This is a genomic window from Sphingopyxis sp. EG6 (assembly GCF_003609815.1).
Taxonomy (GTDB): domain Bacteria; phylum Pseudomonadota; class Alphaproteobacteria; order Sphingomonadales; family Sphingomonadaceae; genus Sphingopyxis.
In genome coordinates this window covers 3,441,218-3,460,126 of sequence record NZ_AP017603.1, presented here as the reverse complement: position 1 = coordinate 3,460,126, position 18,909 = coordinate 3,441,218, and the positions used below count along the sequence as shown (strand labels likewise).

14 protein-coding genes are annotated in these 18,909 nt (G+C 66.0%); 9 read left to right on the top strand and 5 right to left on the bottom strand.

The genetic code is table 11. From position 1 onward, the window contains the following. Nucleotides 1-16 precede the first annotated feature (16 nt). Nucleotides 17-946, bottom strand: coding sequence for a glutaminase (locus SPYCW_RS16810; RefSeq protein WP_120217777.1), 930 nt, complete (start codon nt 944-946; stop codon nt 17-19). A gap of 96 nt (nt 947-1,042) precedes the next feature. On the opposite strand from SPYCW_RS16810, the gene SPYCW_RS16805 reads away from it, so the two are divergent. The 8 genes from SPYCW_RS16805 (at nt 1,043) to SPYCW_RS16770 (ending at nt 12,943) form a co-directional block, all read left to right on the top strand. Then, nucleotides 1,043-1,516 (top strand): VOC family protein, encoded by a 474-nt coding sequence (locus SPYCW_RS16805; protein ID WP_120218374.1) that lies wholly within the window; start codon nt 1,043-1,045, stop codon nt 1,514-1,516. Next, a complete protein-coding gene (locus SPYCW_RS16800) occupies nt 1,513-1,839 on the top strand; it encodes an ArsR/SmtB family transcription factor (protein ID WP_120217776.1) in 327 nt (108 codons plus the stop codon). The genes SPYCW_RS16805 and SPYCW_RS16800 overlap by 4 nt, the downstream gene beginning before the upstream one ends. After that, the gene (locus SPYCW_RS16795; protein ID WP_120217775.1) at nt 1,836-2,303 is read left to right on the top strand and encodes an SRPBCC domain-containing protein; all 468 of its coding nucleotides are present in this window, start codon (nt 1,836-1,838) and stop codon (nt 2,301-2,303) included. The genes SPYCW_RS16800 and SPYCW_RS16795 overlap by 4 nt, the downstream gene beginning before the upstream one ends. A 228-nt stretch (nt 2,304-2,531) precedes the next feature. Beyond that, the gene (locus SPYCW_RS16790) at nt 2,532-4,940 is read left to right on the top strand and encodes a ligase-associated DNA damage response DEXH box helicase (RefSeq protein ID WP_120217774.1); all 2,409 of its coding nucleotides are present in this window, start codon (nt 2,532-2,534) and stop codon (nt 4,938-4,940) included. Nucleotides 4,941-5,175: 235 nt separating this feature from the next. Then, nucleotides 5,176-6,237 (top strand): retroviral-like aspartic protease family protein, encoded by a 1,062-nt coding sequence (locus SPYCW_RS16785; protein ID WP_120218373.1) that lies wholly within the window; start codon nt 5,176-5,178, stop codon nt 6,235-6,237. A 28-nt stretch (nt 6,238-6,265) separates the two neighbouring features. Continuing rightward, nucleotides 6,266-6,982, top strand: coding sequence for a ligase-associated DNA damage response endonuclease PdeM (gene pdeM, locus SPYCW_RS16780; RefSeq protein ID WP_120217773.1), 717 nt, complete (start codon nt 6,266-6,268; stop codon nt 6,980-6,982). A gap of 159 nt (nt 6,983-7,141) precedes the next feature. Further along, a complete protein-coding gene (locus SPYCW_RS16775) occupies nt 7,142-9,883 on the top strand; it encodes a TonB-dependent receptor domain-containing protein (protein WP_172595536.1) in 2,742 nt (913 codons plus the stop codon). Between the two features lie 252 nt (nt 9,884-10,135). Further along, nucleotides 10,136-12,943 carry a TonB-dependent receptor gene (locus SPYCW_RS16770; protein WP_120217771.1) on the top strand — a complete coding sequence of 936 codons (2,808 nt, stop codon included), beginning with the start codon at nt 10,136-10,138 and terminating at the stop codon, nt 12,941-12,943. A gap of 197 nt (nt 12,944-13,140) precedes the next feature. Here the strand turns inward: SPYCW_RS16770 and holA are convergent, their stop codons facing one another. The 4 genes from holA to SPYCW_RS16750 all read right to left on the bottom strand — a co-directional run bounded on the left by holA (nt 13,141) and on the right by SPYCW_RS16750 (nt 17,911). Then, on the bottom strand, nt 13,141-14,172 hold the full coding sequence (gene holA, locus SPYCW_RS16765; protein WP_120217770.1) for a DNA polymerase III subunit delta: 1,032 nt from the start codon (nt 14,170-14,172) through the stop codon (nt 13,141-13,143). 6 nt (nt 14,173-14,178) lie between these two features. Continuing rightward, nucleotides 14,179-14,715 (bottom strand): LPS assembly lipoprotein LptE, encoded by a 537-nt coding sequence (gene lptE / locus SPYCW_RS16760; protein WP_120217769.1) that lies wholly within the window; start codon nt 14,713-14,715, stop codon nt 14,179-14,181. A gap of 133 nt (nt 14,716-14,848) precedes the next feature. Then, on the bottom strand, nt 14,849-17,398 hold the full coding sequence (leuS, locus tag SPYCW_RS16755) for a leucine--tRNA ligase (protein ID WP_120217768.1): 2,550 nt from the start codon (nt 17,396-17,398) through the stop codon (nt 14,849-14,851). Between the two features lie 51 nt (nt 17,399-17,449). After that, on the bottom strand, nt 17,450-17,911 hold the full coding sequence (locus SPYCW_RS16750; RefSeq protein ID WP_120217767.1) for a DUF3576 domain-containing protein: 462 nt from the start codon (nt 17,909-17,911) through the stop codon (nt 17,450-17,452). Between the two features lie 282 nt (nt 17,912-18,193). Between SPYCW_RS16750 and SPYCW_RS16745 the strand changes: the two genes are divergently transcribed. Next, nucleotides 18,194-18,907: a hypothetical protein gene (locus tag SPYCW_RS16745; protein WP_120217766.1), complete on the top strand. Its 714-nt coding sequence runs from the start codon at nt 18,194-18,196 to the stop codon at nt 18,905-18,907. Nucleotides 18,908-18,909 lie beyond the last annotated feature (2 nt).

Here is an 18,909-nt window from a genome sequence, read left to right as displayed (position 1 = left end):
CCGCGATCGGGCGCGATCAATCGAACACCGACCACCCCGCCGCATAGGCGAAATGTTCGAGCGCCGCGGCGCCCGCCAGCGAGGTTCCCGCCTCGTTGAGCCCCGGCGACCAGACGGCGATCGACCCCTGCCCCGGCGCGATGCACAGGATGCCGCCGCCGACGCCGCTCTTGCCCGGCAGGCCGACGCGGAAGGCGAATTCGCCCGAATTGTCATAGTGACCACATAGCATCATGATCGCGTTGATGCGGCGCGCGCGGTGCGGCTCGATCAATTGCTCGCCGGTCAGCGGGTCGCGGCCTTCCATCGCCAGAAACAGCCCGGCGCGGGCAAGTTGGCGACAGCTCATCGCGATCGCGCACTGGCGGAAATAGACGCCGACGACGGTTTCGACCGGATGCTTCAGATTACCGAAGGCGTCCATGAAATGCGCGAGGCTGCGATTGCGCGCGCCGGTTTCGGATTCGGAAAAAGCGACGTCGAAATCGATTTCGACCCTGTCATCGCTCGCGCGGGCGCGCATGAAATCGACAATCTCCTCGGCCACCGCGTCGCCGTCCCGCCCGTCGATCAGCCGGTCGGTCGTAGCGATCGCCCCCGCGTTGATCAGCGGGTTGCGCGGGATGCCGTGCTCGCTTTCGAGCTGGACGACCGAATTGAACGCGCTGCCCGACGGCTCGCGTCCGACGCTGTCCCATAGCGAGCTGCCGACGCGGCGCAGCGCAAGCGCCAGCGTGAAGACCTTCGACACCGACTGGATCGAGAAGGGCTCGTCGGCGTCGCCCGCGGTGTGGACGGTGCCATCGGGAAGCGCGAGCGCAAAACCGAGCTTGTTCGGATCGATCCTTGCCAGTGCGGGAATATAGTCGGCGACCTTGCCCCGCCCGCAAAGGGCGAGCGCTTCCTGATAGGCTTCGCGCACGGATTGATCGATCGATTGGGTCATGGCTCGCTCTACCACCTTTTTCGCAGATTATTATTTTCAATTTTCAGACATTATTCTATCAATGCGAAATCAAAATGCGAATCGAAGGAGAAGCCGGTGACCGACACGCAACGACCAAAGGGGCTGGCGAGCACCGTCTGCTATCGCGATCCCAACGCCGCCTATCGCTGGCTCGAGGAGGCGTTCGGATTTGAACCGCTTTTCGCGCTGGTCGATGCTGACGGCAAGCTCGCCCATGGCGAAATGACCTTCGGCGCGTCGGTCGTGATGATCGGGTCCGAATGGTCGGACGACCACAAGAGCCCGCAATCGATCGGCGGCAAGAATACCCAGTCGGCAAGCGTCCAGCTCGCCCTCGGCGAAGACATTGACGCGCATTGCGAGGCCGCGCGCGCGGCGGGCGCCGAAATCATCGCGCCGCCCGCGACGCAATTTTACGGCGACCGCACCTACCGCGCCAAGGATCCCGAGGGGCATATCTGGTCCTTCGGCGTCACCGTCGAGGCGAAAACGCCGAGTGAATGGGACGCGGCTGGCGGCTTCACCACCAAGACGCGGCTCGACGATTGAGCGCGGCGCTCGACCGGACGCTCGGCGCGCTCGCCGACCCGGTGCGGCGGCGCGCGGTCGAACTGCTCGGCCGGCGGCCGCGCAGCGCGGGCGATCTCGCGCGCGAACTCGGTCTCGCGCCGCCCGCGATGAGCCGGCACCTGAAGGCGCTGAAGGACGGCGGGCTGGTCGAGGACGGCCACCCCGCGTTCGACGCGCGCGTGCGCATCTATTCGCTGAAGGACGGCGCGACGGCGGAGCTCAAGCAATGGATTGCCGAAACCGAGGCGCTGTGGGCGCACCAGCTCGCCGCGTTCAAGGTCCATGTCGAGGGCGGCGAATGAGCGCCGCGGTCATCGTCGCGTTGCGCGTCGCGGCGACGCCCCAGGCGGCGTTCACCGCCTTCACGCGCGACATCGGCATCTGGTGGCAAAGCCATCCGCTGTTCCAGCTCAGCCGGCGCGGCGACGGGACGCTGCGCTTCGATCCCGCGGGCCCCGACGGCCGTCTCGTCACACGCTTCGACGATGGCCGCGAGTGGGAAATCGGCCCGGTGCGCCACTGGCTGCCCGGCGAGCGGCTGGCCTTCGGCTGGCGCCTGCCGAGCTTTCGCGGCGATCAGGCGACCGAGGTCGATGTCCACTTCGAAGCGGTCGGCGCCGAAACGCGCGTCACGGTCGAGCATCGCGGCTGGGACAGCATCCCGCAAAACCACGTCGCGCGTCACGGCTTCGAACTGATGCTGCTCCAACGGCGACTGGGCGAGCATTGGCGGGGGTTGCTGAAGGCAATGGCGGCGCGGATGTGAGGGCTGATTTGGGGTGGGGAGCGGACATTCCCTTATTCGTCATCCCGGCGAAGGCCGGGATCTCACCCTATCGATTTACCGCACCGGCGAGATCCCGGCCTTCGCCGGGATGACGATTAAATAAAGGTCCGCTTTCGCCCGCTTCCAGTCGTTCTTCGCCCCAACCATCGCGAACCACCCTCACCCGAAACGCTTGCCCCCGCGCCCTGCGACCGCCACATCTGCGCCATGCGCCTCCCCGCCCCCTTCACCGACTGGTTCGCCGCGCGCGGGTGGCGACTCAGGCGGCATCAGGCCGATATGCTCGGGGCGGGCGAGCGGGGCGAGCATGCGCTGCTTGTCGCGGCGACGGGTGCGGGGAAGACGCTCGCAGGATTCCTGCCGACGCTCGTCGATCTCGCGGCGCATCCCTCCGACCGGCTGCACACGCTCTATGTGTCGCCGCTCAAAGCGCTGGCCGCCGACGTCGAACGCAATCTGCTCGGTCCGATCGCCGACATGAGCCTCGATATCAGCGTCGAGAGCCGCAGCGGCGACACGAGTTCGGACAAGAAGGCGCGCCAGCGGAGTCGTCCGCCCAATATCCTGCTCACCACCCCCGAATCGCTCTCGCTGCTGCTGTCCTATCCCGACAGCTTCACGATGTTTGCGGACCTCAAGACGGTGGTGATCGACGAGATCCATGCCTTCGCACCCGGCAAGCGCGGCGATTTGCTGAGCCTCGCGCTGGCACGATTGCAGCACATCGCCCCCGCCATGCGCCGCGTCGGGCTGTCGGCGACGATCGCCGAACCCGCGCAATATGCTGCATGGCTGGCGCCGGGCGCGGCGGGCGACAGCGTCACGATCGTCGCGGGCGAGGCGGGGGCCGATCCCGACATATCGATCCTGCTGCCCGAGGGCGCGGTCCCGTGGGCGGGACATTCGGGGCGCTATGCGGTGCATCAGGTGATGACCGAGGTCGCCAGGAACCGAACCACGATCATTTTCTGCAACACCCGCGGGCTGGCCGAGCTGATCTTTCAGGAGCTGTGGAAGGTCAACGACCTCAGCTTGCCGATCGCGATCCATCACGGCAGCCTCGACCGCGAAGCGCGCCAGCGCGCCGAGGCGGCAATGGCCGAGGGACGGCTGCGCGCGCTGGTGGCAACCTCCAGCCTCGACCTCGGGCTCGACTGGGGCGACGTCGATTGCGTGATCCAGATGGGGGCGCCCAAGGGCTCATCGCGGCTGCTCCAGCGCATCGGGCGCGCCAACCACCGGCTGGACGAGCCGAGCAAGGCGCTGATCGTTCCCGGCAACCGCTTCGAATATCTCGAAGCGCAGGCGGCATTGGATGCGGTCGAAGCGGGCGAACGCGACGCCGACCGCTTTCGCCCCGGCGCGCTCGATGTGTTGGCGCAACATGTGATGGCGCTCGCCTGCGCCGCGCCGTTTAGGGAGGATGCGCTGCTCGCCGAAATTCGCAGCGCCGCGCCCTATCAATGGGTCGACGCCGCGCTGTTCGTCCGCCTGCTCGGATTCGTGCGCGATGGCGGCTATGCGCTCAAAAGTTACGACCGCTTCCGCCGCCTTGCCCCCGACGGACAGGGTGGCTGGCGGATCGCGCATCCGCGGCTCGCGGCGCAGCACCGGCTCAATGCCGGGATCATCGTCGATGCCCCGACGCTCGACGTGCGGTTCAGGAACGGACGGCGCCTCGGTACGGTCGAGGAATATTTCGCGAGCACGCTGTCGCCAGGCGACACCTTCGCCTTTGCCGGGCTCAGCCTTGAGGTCGAGGGCATCCGCGACACCGACATTCTTGTCCGTGCGACGAGCAAACCGGCGCGCATCCCTTCCTATGTCGGCGCGCGCATGGCGCTGACGACGCGGCTCGCCGACCGCGTGCGCGGGTTCCTCGCCGACCCGGCGAGCTGGCAGCGTTTCCCCGCCGATGTGCGCTTCTGGCTGGAGATGCAGGCGCTGCGATCGGTCCTTCCGCAACCCGGCGAGTTGCTCGTCGAGACCTTCCCGCACGAGGGCAATCATTATCTGGTCGCCTATCCCTTCGAAGGGTGGAACGCGCACCAGTCGCTGGGCATGCTGATCACCAAGCGGATGGAACGCGCCGGGCTGCAGCCGCTGGGCTTCGTCGCCTCCGATTATGCGCTGGCGATCTGGTCGCTGCGCCCGGTCGCCGATCCGGCCGCGCTGTTCGACCCCGCAATCCTCGAGGATGAATTTGCCCAGTGGGTCGAGGGATCGCACCTGCTCAAGCGGGCATTCCGCGAGGTCGCGGTGATCGGCGGGCTGATCGAGCGCCAGCATCCCGGCAAGCGCAAGACCGGGAAGCAGGTGACCTTTTCGACCGACCTGATCTTTGACGTGCTGCGCAAATATGAACCCGACCATCTGCTGCTCGAGGCCGCATGGGCCGACGCGCGCGAGCGGCTGACCGACGTCGCGCGGCTTGGCGACCTGCTCGACCGAGCGGCGGGAACAATGCTGCACCAGAAGCTGGAGCGGATCAGTCCGCTGGCAATCCCGGTGCTGGTGTTGATCGGCCGCGAAAGCGTCGCGGGCGCCGACGTCGACGACGCGCTGCTCGGCGAACTCGCCGACACGCTCGCGGATCAGGCGATGGGGTCGGATTGATCGCTCCTCCCTGTGGCGAAGCCATGGGGAGGTGGCAGCGGCGTGGCCGCTGACGGAGGGGCTTTGGCACTGCCCTCGTTGCCCCTCCACCACCGCCTGCGGCGGCGGTCCCCCTCCCCATCGCTGCGCGACAGGGAGGATAAGATGTCACCTCGGCGTTTCGCTTGCTGCCAGCCCGGATGAGGCGTAGATTGCGTCAAAATATACGCAAAAGAACATGGAGGGGATGCCCGCGATGACCCACCTATTCAGGCGGTCGATGTTCTGGACGGCAATACTCGCCGCGCCGGTGCTGATCGGCGCCAGCCAAACACCCCCCGCCGCGCCGCCCGCCATCGCGGCCCCGACCCCGCCGCCGACCGCCACCGACGCGGTCGACGCGCTGATCGAACCGGCCACTACAAGCGAAATCGTCCCCTTCATCCAGCCGTTCGACCTTGACGCGACGCGGCGCATGTCGGTTCAGGTCATGGTCGGCGGCAAAGGCCCGTTCGCCTTTCTGGTCGATACCGGCGCCGAGCGCACGGTCATCGCGCGCGAACTCGCCGCGCGGCTCGGGCTTGCCGAGGGCGGCAAATTGCGGCTCGCGACGATCGGCGGGTCGGCGACCGTCCCCAGTTTCCGCATCGCGGCGCTGCAAATGTCGAACCTGCATCTGGCATCGGTCGAGGCGCCCGCCTTTCACGGCCGCCACATCGGCGCCGCGGGCCTGATCGGCGTCGACATGCTGGAGGAACGCCGGGTGCTGATCGATTTCCGCAAGGAATCGATGCAGATTCTGGAAACGCGCCGCCGCGCCCCGTCGCTGATCAAGGATGATGACGCGATCGTCGTCACCGCGCGCAATTCGGCGGGGCGCCTGATCCTGTCCGATGCGCGGCTGCACGGCAAACGCATCGACGTGATCGTCGACACGGGCGCGCAGACCAGTGTCGGCAACATGGCGCTGCAAAGGCTCGTCGCCGAACGGCGCGCCAACCGCCTGCCCTTTGACGCGACCGAGCTCACCGCGGTGACGGGAGAGGACGTCCCCGCGGTGCGCACCGCGATCAAACGCATCGTCATCAACGGCATGGACGTCAACGACTTGCCCGTCAGCTTTGCCGACAGCCAGGCGTTCCGCGTCCTCGGCCTCCACGACCGGCCCGCGCTGCTGCTCGGCATGGACAGCCTGTCGCTGTTCGACCGGGTCGAGATTGATTTCCCGAACCGGCGTGTCGTGTTCGACCTGCCCGACGGGGCGACCCGGCAAACCGGACAACGCTTTGCCGCGAATATGCCCGCGCGGGGTAGCTAGACCCGGATCGCTTTGCCATAGCGGCGCGATGTCCGCCGCCGCGCCCTTTACCTTTGCCGGTCAGTCCTTTCAGATGCTGGCCGATCGCGCGCTGTTCTGGCCGCGCCACGGCGCGTTGATCGTCGCTGACCTGCACCTGGAAAAGGGCAGCTGGTATGCGGCGCTGGGGCAGCCGCTGCCCCCCTATGACAGCCACGATACGCTCGACCGGCTGGCGCGGCTCGCCGCCGCAACCGGCGCGCGCGCGATCTGGTGCCTCGGCGACAGTTTCCACGACCGCGATGCCGCCGCGCGCATCGTCCCGGCAATCGCCGCGCGCCTGCGTGAACAGGCGAGCGCGACGCAGCTGCTGTGGATCGCGGGCAACCATGACGGGCTGACCGGCGGCGCGTGGGGCGGCGAGATCGCCGACGAGCATGTCGCCGACGGCATCGTGTTTCGGCACCAGAGCGTGGCCCATGACAACCGCCCCGAAGTGTCGGGGCATTTCCACCCCAAGCTGCGGCTGACCGTCCGCGGCCGCCATGTGTCGCGCCCCTGCTTCGCGGGCGACGACCGGCGTCTGATTCTGCCCGCCTTCGGCACCCTGACCGGCGGACTCGCCGTCACCGACCCGGTGATCGCCGAAAATTTTATCGGACCCTATCGCGCGATGCTGGTGGCGGGGGACCGCCAACTTTGCTTCCCCTGCGCTGGCCGCACGCGCGATGACGCTACGGCAAGCCGCGTCCGACGCGCAAACTAGCCGCTAAACATCGCCGATCGGGCGCTTTTTTGGCTGTGACCAAAAAGCCTCACCCCGCCAAAAACGACGCAAATGCGGGCCTTTCGCTGGATCGATGACGCAATTGAGTTATGCTCCCGCGGCAACAAAAATAATGAAATGTTGAGAGGAGTGCCCGACATGAAATCATCTTCCCTTTGTGCTGCCCGATTTATGCGCACCACGGCGCTGGGTGTGTCGATCGCCATGGCCGTCGTCGCCGCGCCCGCCTTTGCGCAGGACGCCCCCGCCGCCGAAACCGTCGATGACAGCGACGACACGCCGATCATCGTGACCGCGCAGGGCCGCTCGCAGCTGTTGTCCGACGTGCCGGTCGCGATTTCGGCGGTGAACGCCGAAACGCTGCAGAACAGCGGCGCCAACGACATTCGCCAGCTGAACCAGGTCGCCCCGTCGCTGCTCGTCTCGTCGACCGGGTCGGAAGCCAATGGTTCGGCGCGTATTCGCGGCATCGGCACCGTCGGCGACAACCCCGGGCTCGAAAGCTCGGTTCCCGTGTTCATCGACGGCGTTTACCGGTCGCGTTCGGGGATCGGCCTCAACGAACTTGGCGAAATCGACCGCGTCGAAGTGCAGCGCGGGCCGCAGGGCACGCTGGGCGGCCGCAACTCGTCGGCAGGCCTGATCAGCATTTATTCGAAAAAGCCCGAGTTTGATTTCGGCGCCAACGGCGAAATCACCTATGGCAACTACGACTTCCTGCGCTTTACCGGTAGCGTCACCGGCCCGCTCAGCGAAACGATCGCGGCGCGCCTCGACGGCGTCTATGTCCAGCGCGACGGTTTCTATCGCGACACGACGAACAACACCGACGTCAACGACCGCGACCGTTATTTCCTGCGCGGCCAGATCCTGTTCGAACCGACCGACGCACTGTCGATCCGGCTGATCGCCGATTATACCTATCGCGACGAAAAATGCTGCGCCGCGACCTATGTCGACAACAGCGTCAATCCGTATATCGGCGACCTCAACAACCCGTCGACGCCGCTGACGCCGCTGCAGACCAACGGCAACAACATCATCAATGTGCTGCGCGACCTGGGGCAGCCGCTGTCGGCGTTCAATCAGGGCTATGGCCGCGCGATCTCGGTCAGCCCGGGGCGCAGCTTCGAGGGCCAGACCAAGGATTACGGTTTCTCCGGCCAGATCGACTATGATTTCGGCGGCGCGACGCTGACCTCGATCACCGCGTACCGCGAATATCGTTCGAGCCAGGCATCGGACACCGACTATGGCGCAGTCGATATTCTCTATCGCGCCCCGAGCGATGACGCCTATCGCCAGTTCCACACCTTCACGCAGGAACTGCGCCTGCAGGGTGAGGCGTTCGACGGAACGCTCGACTGGCTGGTCGGCGGCTTTTACGCCAACGAAAAGCTGACGGTGCGCGACAATCTGCGTTTTGGGAGCCAGTACGGGCGCTTCGCCACTTGCCGCATCATTTCGGGCGGCGGTCTTGCCGGGCTCTATTCGCCAACGTCGCCCGGCTGTCTCGCCGCGCGTCCGGCAGCCTTTGGCGCGGCGTCGCCGGCGATCTACGCCGCGTTCGACGTTCTCGACAGCATCAACGACCGCGGCACGACCAACGACCGTTATTTCCAGGAAGGCAATAACTGGGCGCTGTTCACGCATAATATCGTGCACATCACCGATCGCCTCGATCTGACGCTGGGGCTGCGCTACACCAACGACAAGAAGAAGTTTAACGCCACCTTCGGCAACGACAACACCGGCTGTACCACGGTGCAAGGGCTTGTCGGCGGCTTCACGGGCGTTGCAGCGCTGGCGGCCGTGTCGCAAGGACTGATCGGGCTGGCCTGCCAGGGCAATTCGACCGCAGAGCTTAACGGCGTGTCGATCAACGACGATCGCAGCGAAGACGAATGGACCGGCACGGCGATCCTGTCGTACAAGCCGACCGACGATCTGCTCGTCTATGGCAGCTTTGCGCGCGGTTATAAGGCGGGTGGCTTCAACCTTGACCGCTCGGCGCTGAAGCCGCCGGTCGTTTCCTTCGCATCGGTCGGCGGCGCACAGGCGCTGGTCGGCAATCTCCAGTTCGATCCCGAACTGGTCGACAGCTATGAAATCGGTGCCAAATATTCGACGGGCCCGTTCAGCTTGAGCCTGTCGGCCTTCCGGTCGGATTTCAGCAATTTCCAGCTGAACACCTTCAACGGCACCGTGTTCCTGGTCCAGACGATCAACGGCTGTGACAATCTGGTCGGCGGCCCCGGCGCCGATACCGACCTCAGCAACGCCACCGGCACCTGTGCGACCGACGATGTCACCTACGGCGTCCGCACGCAGGGGTTCGAGCTGGAGGCGCAGCTGGTCCCGGCGCGCAACTTCCGCGTCGCGGCGGGCCTGACCTATGCTCGCACCAAATATCGCAGCGACCTGGTCGGCACCAAAAATGGCACGCCGCTCGATTCGGCGCTGCGCAAGCTGCCCGGCAACAATCTGTCGAACGCGCCCGAACTGGTCGCGACCGGCAGCGTGACCTGGACGCCCGAAATCGGGAGCAGCGGGCTGACCGGCCTGGTCTATATCGATGGCCGCATGACCAGCGATTATAACACCGGGTCCGACCTGTTCCCGCAAAAGGCGCAGGATGGCTATGCGCTGTTCAACGCGCGCCTTGGCCTGCGCGGCCCCGACGAGAAGTGGGGCGTCGAATTGTGGGCGCAGAATATCTTCAACAAAAACTACGCCCAGGTCGCGTTCAACTCGCCGTTCCAGGCGGGGACGACGGCAGCACCGTTCGTCGACCCGCAATATCCGGGCGGCCGCCAGATCTTCTCGCAGTTCCTGGCCGAACCGCGGACCTATGGCGTGACGCTGCGCGGCAAGTTCTGACCGCACATCGTCCTTGACGACAGCGAGGGCGGGACCATCGGTCCCGCCCTCTTTTTTTGCCCCGAAACGCCGCCGCGCCCGTCAAGCTGTCACCTCTGACAGCTGTGACCGAAAAGCCGCGCTCGGCGCGCAATGACGTTACGGCGCGGGCTGGTACTGGCCAGCCACCGCGATGTCATGATAGGCTCCGCCACAAACAAGAAATCGTGCCGCTCTCCCGCAAAATTTGACCGATTGAGGAGGGCCAGATCCATGACCAATATTTCCAGCCGGACCGCCGGTTTGCTGCGCGCCAGCGCGGTCGGCGTGTCGCTGTCATTTGCCCTGCTGGCGACGCCCGCCACGGCGCAGGACGCCGGGGCCGAAACGAGCGACGAGACGATCATCGTCACCGCCACCCGGCGCAGCGAGGCGCTGTCCGACGTGCCGATCGCCGTGTCCGCAGTCACCGGCGAGACGCTGGAAAAGACCGGCGCAACCGACGTGCGCGCGCTGGGTCAGGTGGCGCCGTCGCTGCTCGTGTCGGGGGCGACCAGCGAGGTCAATTTCTCGGCGCGCATCCGCGGCATCGGTACGGTGGGTGAAAACCCCGGCCTCGAAAGCTCGGTCGGGCTGTTCATCGACGGCGTCTATCGCAGCCGCGCCGGGGTCGGCCTGTCCGAACTCGGCGACATCGAACGCGTCGAAGTGCTGCGCGGTCCGCAGGGGACCTTGTTCGGCCGCAACTCGACCGCCGGGCTGATCAACATTGTCACCAAGGGTCCGGACCTTGGGGCGTTCGGCGCCAAGGGGTCGGTCAGTTTCGGCAATTACGACTATTGGCGCGTCGACGGCATGGTCAATGCGCCGCTGGGCGAAAAGGCCGCGGTGCGCGTCGACGGGGTGTGGCAACGTCGCGACGGCTTTATCGAAAATGCGACCGCGGGCGAGCCCGACATCAACGACCGCGACCGCTGGCTGGCGCGCGGCCAGTTGCTGCTCGAACCGAGCGAAACGGTGAAGCTGCGCCTGATTGCCGATTACAGCGAGCGCAGCGAGAATTGCTGCGGCGGCGTGCTGCTCAATCCGGTGCGCAACCTGACGCGCGGCGCCGACGGTTTCCCCATCGCATCGGCGAACACGTTGCTGCCGGTGCTGCAAGCGCTCGGCGCCAACCATCAGGTGCCGCCCACCGGCACCAGCTTCATCCGGACCCAGGCGACGACCCCCGGCGTGACCTATCGTTCGGATACGAAGGATTGGGGGCTGTCGGGCGAGCTCAGCTGGGATCTGGGCGGCGCATCGCTGACCTCGATCACCGCCTATCGCGATTACAAGAATGCGCAGGGCCAGGACGCCGATTTCAGCGCCCTCGACATCTTGCGCCGCACCGACCTCGACCGCCGTTTCCGCCTGTTCACGCAGGAATTGCGGTTGCAGGGCGAGGCGTTCGACGGGCGGCTCGACTGGCTGGTCGGCGGCTATTACGCCAATGAGAAACTCGATGTCGATGACGACATTGTTTATGGCAATAATTACGAACAGTTCGCCAACTGCCTGCTGTTCGCCAGTGCGCTGCCGACCGCGGTGCTGCCGACCAACCCGCAATGCGTGAATGTGCCGGTGGTGCAGGGGACGATCACCGCGCTGTCGGCGCTGCCGGTCGGCGACCCACGCCGCGCGTCGATCCCGCTGCTGTCGGCGCTGATCGCGAACCCGGCGCGCCCCGGTTTCGGCTCGCTCGCCGCGGCGCTCGGCCAGCCGACGTTGGCGATCAACGGCACTGGCAACCAGGGATCGACCTTTGCCCAGAAAAGCCGCAACTTCGCGGTCTTCACCCACAACAGCTTCGACATCGTCGAAGATATGCTGACGCTGACGATCGGCGCGCGCTATACCAGCGAGCGCAAGACGCTGGATGCCGACGCCAATTTCAACAACGGCATCTGTCCGCTGGTGGTCAATTCGCCGTTCCAGTCGCTCGCGACCCTGCCCTGCGTGATCAACGGCACCGCGCCCGATCTGCCGCGCGGCACCGCCGGAACGAAGTTCAAGGACAATGAATGGACCGGCACCGCGGTGCTCAGCTGGAAAACGACCCCCGAGCTGCTTGTCTATGGCTCGGTGTCCAAGGGGTATAAGGCGGGCGGGTTCAACCTCGACTTTTCGGCGCTCGACCGCACCTGCAACGTCACGTTTGACACCGCCTGCGCGGCGCGGCTGGCGCTGCCCGCCAACACCAGCGGCAACGGACGCCCCGAAGCGAGCGACCTGCAGTTCGCCAGCGAAAAGGTCGATGCCTATGAAATCGGGGTCAAATTTGACGGGCCGGGCTTTGACCTCAACGTCGCGGCCTTCTTTCAGGAATATAGCAATTACCAGCTCAACACCTTCAACGGGGTGAATTTCGAGGTCACCAATATCCAGGCGTGCAAGGATGATCTGGGCGGCGCCGACGCCGACGGATCGGCGACCACCGGCGGCTGCGCCGCCAACCGGCTGAAACCCGGGGTACGGTCGAAAGGGGTCGAGATCGAGGCGTTCATTCGCCCCGCGCGTTATCTGTCGGTGAACATGGGGCTGACCTATGTCGACACCCTCTATCGCCGCAACCTGGTGGGCACCGGTGGGCGGCCACTGTCGCCAGTGCTGTTCCAGCTGCCCGGCCGCGGGGTGTCGAACGCGCCGCGCTATGTCGCGACCGCGGGGATCAGCTGGACACCGCCGATCGGCAGTTCGGGGATGAGCGGCCTCGTCTATTTCGACACCCGCCTGCAAAGCGACACCAACACCGGTTCCGATCTCGACGTCGAAAAGGTTCAGGACGGCTTTGCGATCTTCAACGGGCGGATCGGTCTCTACGGCCCCGATCGCCGCTGGGGCGTCGAGCTGTGGGGGCAGAATCTGTTCAACAAGCGTTATTATCAGATCGGCGCCGACATGCCGCTGCAGGGTGGCGGCACCTTCCGCGCCGTCGCGGCGCCCGCATCGAGCGGGCTCAGTGGGACGGCGAACCAGCTGTTCGTCGGTTTCCCCGGCGAACCGCGCACCTATGGCGTGACGCTGCGCGGCCAGTTCTGATCCGGCCTCTCCCCCTCCCCGGTCGGGGAGGGCGTAGGGAGGGTCTGTCGCAGCCGGGCACTGTTGCGTCAGACCCTTTCCTTTGGGCGCCGGCCACTATCACCGTAGCCCTGAGCCTGTCGAAGGGCGCTTATGCCGTAAGCGCCCTTCGACAGACTCAGGGCTACGGTTCGAATTTTGCAGGACCGGTTGAGTTATTACCGCGCGCGCGCCGCCTGGTGCGTGATGTCGGTCATCAGCTTGCGGAACAGTACCCCGCCGGGCGTTCCCGATGATTTGAGCGCGCGTTCGCATTCGATCAGGCGGCTCATCAACCGGGCGACGCGCACCGAATCCCAGATGCGCAGCTGCGCGGTCACCGCGTCGCGTTCCTTCCAGAAAATACCACTGGTGCGCGCCGCGACGACGGTGGCGGGATGCGCCCCGGCATCGACCTCGGCGCGCAGCCGCGCCAGCGCCAGCGCGCGGATCGCAAGCGCGCGAATGATGCGGATTTCGGCGACGCCCACCGCCGCAGCCTTCGCCAGCATGTCGGGCAGGTCGCGCACCTTGCCGCCCAGTGCGACATTGATGCACTCGCTGACGTCTTCCTCATGCGTCGCGGCGCCCAGCGCGGCGATGTCGGCGGAGGTCACCTGCCGCTGGCGATCGGCGGCGGCGTCGAGATACAGAGCCATTTTTTCAATCTCGCGCCGCATCAGCGCCTGATCGCCCGACACCAGATCGACCAGCAATTGCGCCTCGGCATTGGCGAGCCGCAATCCCTGCTCCTCGGCGGCGCTCATCGCGATGCCGACCAGCGCGCGGCGGTCGGGCTGGTAACAGATCGCCGCGACGGCATGGTCGGAGCCCTCGACCAGCTTGACCAGTTTCGACTTGGCGGTGACCGACGCGCCGGTCGCGATCACCGGGTTGATGACGGTGTCAGCAGCCAGCAGCGCCTCGACTGCGGGGACGCTGTCGTCGCCGCTGCCGGTGAGTTCGAGGCGGATGATCCGCGCCGACGAAAACAGCGACATCGACGCGGCTTCGGCGGCGAGCAGCGAAGGATCCTGCGCCAGCTGCGATCCCGACAGGTCGACCCGTTCGGCGTCCTTGCCCGCCAGTCCGACTAGGTGGCTGGCGACCGCGGCCATCGTCGCTTCGTCGGGACCGGTCAGCAGGGTGAAACGGAGCGCGGGGTCGAGGCGCGACTGGCGTTCGAGATCGGCAGGCTTGACCGTCTTCATCGCCGGCTACGGGGTCGGCGCGGAGGTCGCCGTCCGGCCGCCGCCACGATTGGCATAGACCGCGAGCCGCGTGACGATCTGGTCCGAAATCCCCGAAGCGAGCCGTTCGAGCGCCGACGATTCGGCGGCGATCGTCGCATATTCGCTGCCCACGACGTCGATCCCGGCATCTTGGGCGGCGGTCGCGTCGAGCAGCACTTCGCCCGATGCCGCATCGACGAGCTGGTAACGGGCGCGCAGCGTCCGGCGCTCGCGCGTCACCGCATCGTCGGCGCGGACGCCAAAGCCGGTGATCGAATCCTCGAGCCGCACGTCGAGGCGCAAGCGTTTGCCCGCGCCCTGTCCGCCCTGCGTCGCCTGCAACCGGTCGCGCAGCGCGTTGCGGACGAGCCAGCCCGAGTGCCCCTCAATCGGCGCGACATCGACATCGGCGAGCACCGTCGCCACCGCGCCGCGGCTGCCGTTCGCGTAGAGCGGCCGCAGACCGCAGCCGCCAAGGGTGAGCGAAGCCGCGATGAGCGATGAGAGAAGGAGGTTACGCATCTTGTGCACCAGTAACCCTTATTCCGTTCGTGTCGAGCGAAGTCGAGACACCCATCGGTCGTGTATACCTTGGGGTGTCTCGACTTCGCTCGACACGAACGGGAAATGAAGCGGTTCGTTCCCTCAAATCCCGTCAGACAACAATGTTCACGAGCCGGTCGGGGACCACGATCACCTTCTTCGGCGCCGCACCGCCGAGCAGTTCGACGATGCGGGGGCGCGCGAGCGCGGCCGCTTCGGTGGCATCCTTGTCGAGCCCCTTGGCCACCGTCATCGTATCGCGCAGCTTGCCCGCGATCTGGATCGCGATGGTGACCTCATCGTCGACCAGCAGCGCCGGATCGGCGGTCGGCCAGGCGGCATCGGCGATCAGCGTCGTGATGCGCCGACCTTCGGGCAGCGCCGCCCAGGCTTCCTCGGCCAGGTGCGGCAGCATCGGCGCGACGAGGCGGATCAGCGTCAGGCACGCCTCCGCGCGCGTCGCCGAAGGTTTCGCCTTTTCGATGTCGTTCGCCAGCGCGTGGATTTTGGCGACCGCCTTGTTGAAGCCCAGCGCCTCGATGTCGGCGGCGACCCCGGCGATCGCCTGGTGCAGCTTGCGCGCGAGGCCCGAGTCCTCACCGCCATCACCGACATTTTCGGTCTCGCCGAACAGGCGCCACAGACGCTGAACGAAGCGCCACGCCCCCTCGATCCCCGCTTCGCTCCACGGCAGGTCGCGTTCGGGCGGGCTGTCGGACAGCATGAACCAGCGCGTGGCGTCGGCGCCATATTGGTCGAGGATCGCGTCGGGATCGACGACATTCTTCTTCGACTTCGACATCTTGATAACGCGGCCGACGTCGACCGGCGCGCCATCAGCTTCGAGCGTTGCGCCATCGGCGCTGCGGCGAACCTCGTCGGGCGTGAAAAAGATCGGCGGCAGGCCTTCGCCCTGCGACCGGCTGTACGTCTCGTGCGTCACCATCCCCTGCGTGAACAGGCTGGCGAAGGGTTCGACGATTTCGATCATCCCCATCTTGTGCAGCGCGCGCGTCCAGAAGCGTGCGTAGAGCAGGTGAAGGATCGCATGTTCGACGCCGCCGATATATTGGTCGATCGGCAGCCAGCGGCGGATCACCGCCGGGTCGAAGGGCCGGTCGCTCGGCGAGCTCGCAAAGCGCAGGAAATACCAGGACGAATCGACAAAGGTGTCGAGCGTATCGGTTTCGCGCACCGCCGCGCCGCCGCAGGTCGGGCAAGCGACATGTTTCCACGTCGGATGGCGGTCGAGCGGATTGCCGGGGATCGAGAAATCGACATCCTCGGGCAGCACGACGGGCAATTGGCCCTTGGGGACCGGCACCGTCCCGCACGCGTCGCAATGAATGAACGGGATCGGCGTCCCCCAGTAACGCTGGCGCGACACGCCCCAGTCGCGCAGGCGCCACACAGTCGTGCCCTTGCCCCAGCCTTCATGCTCGGCGCGCGCGATGACCGCCGCCTTGGCTTCGTCGATGCTCATGCCGTCGAGGAAGTGGCTGTTCACGAGGCGGCCCGGGCCGGTATAGGCCTCATCGCTGGTGAAATGCTGGGCGGTTTCGTCGCCATCGGCGATCACGCGGTGAACGGGCAGGCCATATTTGCGCGAGAAATCGAGGTCGCGCTGGTCGTGGGCCGGACAGCCAAAGATCGCGCCGGTACCATAGTCCATCAGCACATAGTTCACGACCCAGACCGGCAGATGCCAATTGGGATCGAGTGGATGTTCGACCGCTATGCCGGTGTCGAAGCCCATTTTCTCGGCGGTATCGAGCTGCTCGGCGGCGGTGCCCTGACGGCGGCATTCGGCGATGAACGCCGCCAGCTCCGGCGAATCCTTCGCGAGTTTCTCGGCAAGCGGATGGTCAGGCGAGATCGCCGCGAAGCTGGCACCAAACAACGTGTCGGGGCGCGTCGTGAAGACGTCGAAACCCGGCGCGCCGCCCGCCAGTTTAAAGCTGAATTCCAGCCCCTGCGACTTGCCGATCCAGTTTTCCTGCATCAGCCGCACCTTGTCGGGCCATTTGTCGAGGCTGCCGAGCCCTTCGAGCAGATCGTCGGCAAAGTCGGTGATCTTCAGAAACCACTGCGACAGCTTTTTCTTTTCGACCAACGCGCCGGAGCGCCAGCCGCGGCCGTCGATCACCTGCTCGTTGGCGAGCACGGTCATGTCGACGGGGTCCCAATTGACGTAGCTTTCCTTGCGCGTGACCAGCCCCGCGGCGAACAGGTCGAGGAACAGCGCCTGCTCCTGCCCATAATAATCGGGCTCGCACGTCGCGAGCTCGCGGCTCCAGTCGATCGCGAGGCCGAGGCGTTTCAGCTGCGCGCGCATCGCGGCAATATTGTCGCGCGTCCAGCCGCCCGGATGGACGCCCTTTTCCATCGCGGCATTTTCGGCCGGCATCCCGAACGCGTCCCAGCCCATCGGGTGGAGCACGTCATGCCCGGTCATTTTTTTGAACCGCGCCAGCACGTCGCCCATCGTATAATTGCGGACATGGCCGACGTGGATGCGCCCCGACGGATAGGGGAACATCTCGAGGATATAGGCCTTGGGCCTGTCGCTGCTGTCGGTGGTGGCAAAGCTGTTCGCCGCCTCCCACGCCTTTTGCCAGCGGGCGTCAGCGGCGAGGGCGCCAAAGCGCGGTTCGCGGGTCATTTGTCGGTTACCCCGTTTGTCTGGTTGTCGGCGCGAACCCGCGCCGCCGGATTAGTCCTTGAAGGCGCTGCGGCGCAGGTCGCGGGCGCGGGTGAGGATGATTTCCTCAAGCTTCTGAACGGTCGCTGCCTGGACCGGCGCGTCGACCCATGCGGTGCCCTGCGCCACCTGGCGCGAGGCGGCAACGCGCAGCGCATCGGCGCGCAGGTCGCGGTCGAGGATCGACACCGTCACCTTCATCCGCTCGCCGGGATTGCCCGGGTTCGCGTACCAGTCGGTGATGATGACGCCGCCCGACGAATCGGCCTGGAGCAGCGGCATGAACGACAGCGCGTCGAGCGAGGCGCGCCACAAATAGCTGTTGACGCCAATCGTCGTAACCTGGCTGGCGGCGAGGTCGGCGCGCGGCCGATCCTTGTTGGCGCATGCCGAAAGCCCAAGCGCGGCAAGCCCGAGCAGCGCGAACGCGATCGGACGGCGACCACGCGAAGCAAGGACGGAAAGCTGGGACATGCCGGTAACACCTTATCTATTTGGGCGTGGCCGGATCGCAAGAACCGCGCCGCGCAGAACGATATTGCCAGCGTCTCTATCGCCCTTGCCGCCGCCCCGCAAGCGCGGCAATTTCGGCGCTGGCGCGGTTCAGATTCTGGTCAGATTCGCCGAGCGACTGTGGTGATCGCGCAACAATTTCATCGAAAAGCGGTTTGGCCATAATAATTAGCCGGGAATCACTGGCAAAATGGTCGCAGGCAGCCTATCTCGTGAATCACTTGGGGTTGGAGTCGCAGGGTCATGACGCGGAAACCGCGGCATTTTTGGAAGGGCAGTCTCACCGCTTTGGCGGTGATTTCGCTTGCCTTGCCGCCTGCGCTCGCTGCCATGTCGCGCTCGGAACGCATCCGTGACACCGCCTTGTCCGAAACTTTGCTGGGTCAATTCACCCCGGCTTCGGGCGACCCCCGCCTGATCGCGCGCTATGCCAAGATGTCGGCCGAACAGCGCCGCAGCTTCAGCTTCACGCCCGCGCTCACCGATGACAGCCGCAAGAACCGCGCGATCACTGTTGTGATTCGGGCGCGCGACGACGCATCGAGCGCCGCACGCACCTCGGCCATTGCCGCGGGTCGCACAGCGCCGATCGCGATCACCCCCGTCGCCTATAATCTGGGCGCGTCGGTCGGGTTCGAAAAATTCGTCACCCCGACGCTGCCGCGCGGGACCGACCTCAGGAACCTGCCGGTCGCCAAGGCGCCCGAACAGGCCGAAAAGAAATCGCGTTTTGCGACGCGGATGATCAGCCGCCCCGCCGACCCGAGCGGCGCGACCGATCGCATCACCGCACCGGGTGATGCCGCTGCGGTCGATGTGGTCAGCAGCTATCGCCTGACCAAGAATATCGATGTCACGGCCGGCGTCCGTTACCGCGCCGACGACCGCGTCGAACCGCTGACCGACTCGCGTCGCGACAGCCAGGCGGTCTATGTCGGAACCGCCTTCCGCTTCTAGGC

Excerpts from the sequence above, each read along its gene's own strand:
- SPYCW_RS16810 (WP_120217777.1), bottom strand. The coding sequence starts at position 946 with ATGACCCAATCGATCGATCAATCCGTGCGCGAAGCCTATCAGGAAGCG.
- SPYCW_RS16795 (WP_120217775.1), top strand. The coding sequence starts at position 1,836 with ATGAGCGCCGCGGTCATCGTCGCGTTGCGCGTCGCGGCGACGCCCCAG.
- SPYCW_RS16790 (WP_120217774.1), top strand. The coding sequence starts at position 2,532 with ATGCGCCTCCCCGCCCCCTTCACCGACTGGTTCGCCGCGCGCGGGTGG.
- SPYCW_RS16785 (WP_120218373.1), top strand. The coding sequence starts at position 5,176 with ATGACCCACCTATTCAGGCGGTCGATGTTCTGGACGGCAATACTCGCC.
- pdeM (WP_120217773.1), top strand. The coding sequence starts at position 6,266 with ATGTCCGCCGCCGCGCCCTTTACCTTTGCCGGTCAGTCCTTTCAGATG.
- SPYCW_RS16775 (WP_172595536.1), top strand. The coding sequence starts at position 7,142 with ATGAAATCATCTTCCCTTTGTGCTGCCCGATTTATGCGCACCACGGCG.
- SPYCW_RS16770 (WP_120217771.1), top strand. The coding sequence starts at position 10,136 with ATGACCAATATTTCCAGCCGGACCGCCGGTTTGCTGCGCGCCAGCGCG.
- holA (WP_120217770.1), bottom strand. The coding sequence starts at position 14,172 with ATGAAGACGGTCAAGCCTGCCGATCTCGAACGCCAGTCGCGCCTCGAC.
- lptE (WP_120217769.1), bottom strand. The coding sequence starts at position 14,715 with ATGCGTAACCTCCTTCTCTCATCGCTCATCGCGGCTTCGCTCACCCTT.
- leuS (WP_120217768.1), bottom strand. The coding sequence starts at position 17,398 with ATGACCCGCGAACCGCGCTTTGGCGCCCTCGCCGCTGACGCCCGCTGG.
- SPYCW_RS16750 (WP_120217767.1), bottom strand. The coding sequence starts at position 17,911 with ATGTCCCAGCTTTCCGTCCTTGCTTCGCGTGGTCGCCGTCCGATCGCG.
- SPYCW_RS16745 (WP_120217766.1), top strand. The coding sequence starts at position 18,194 with ATGACGCGGAAACCGCGGCATTTTTGGAAGGGCAGTCTCACCGCTTTG.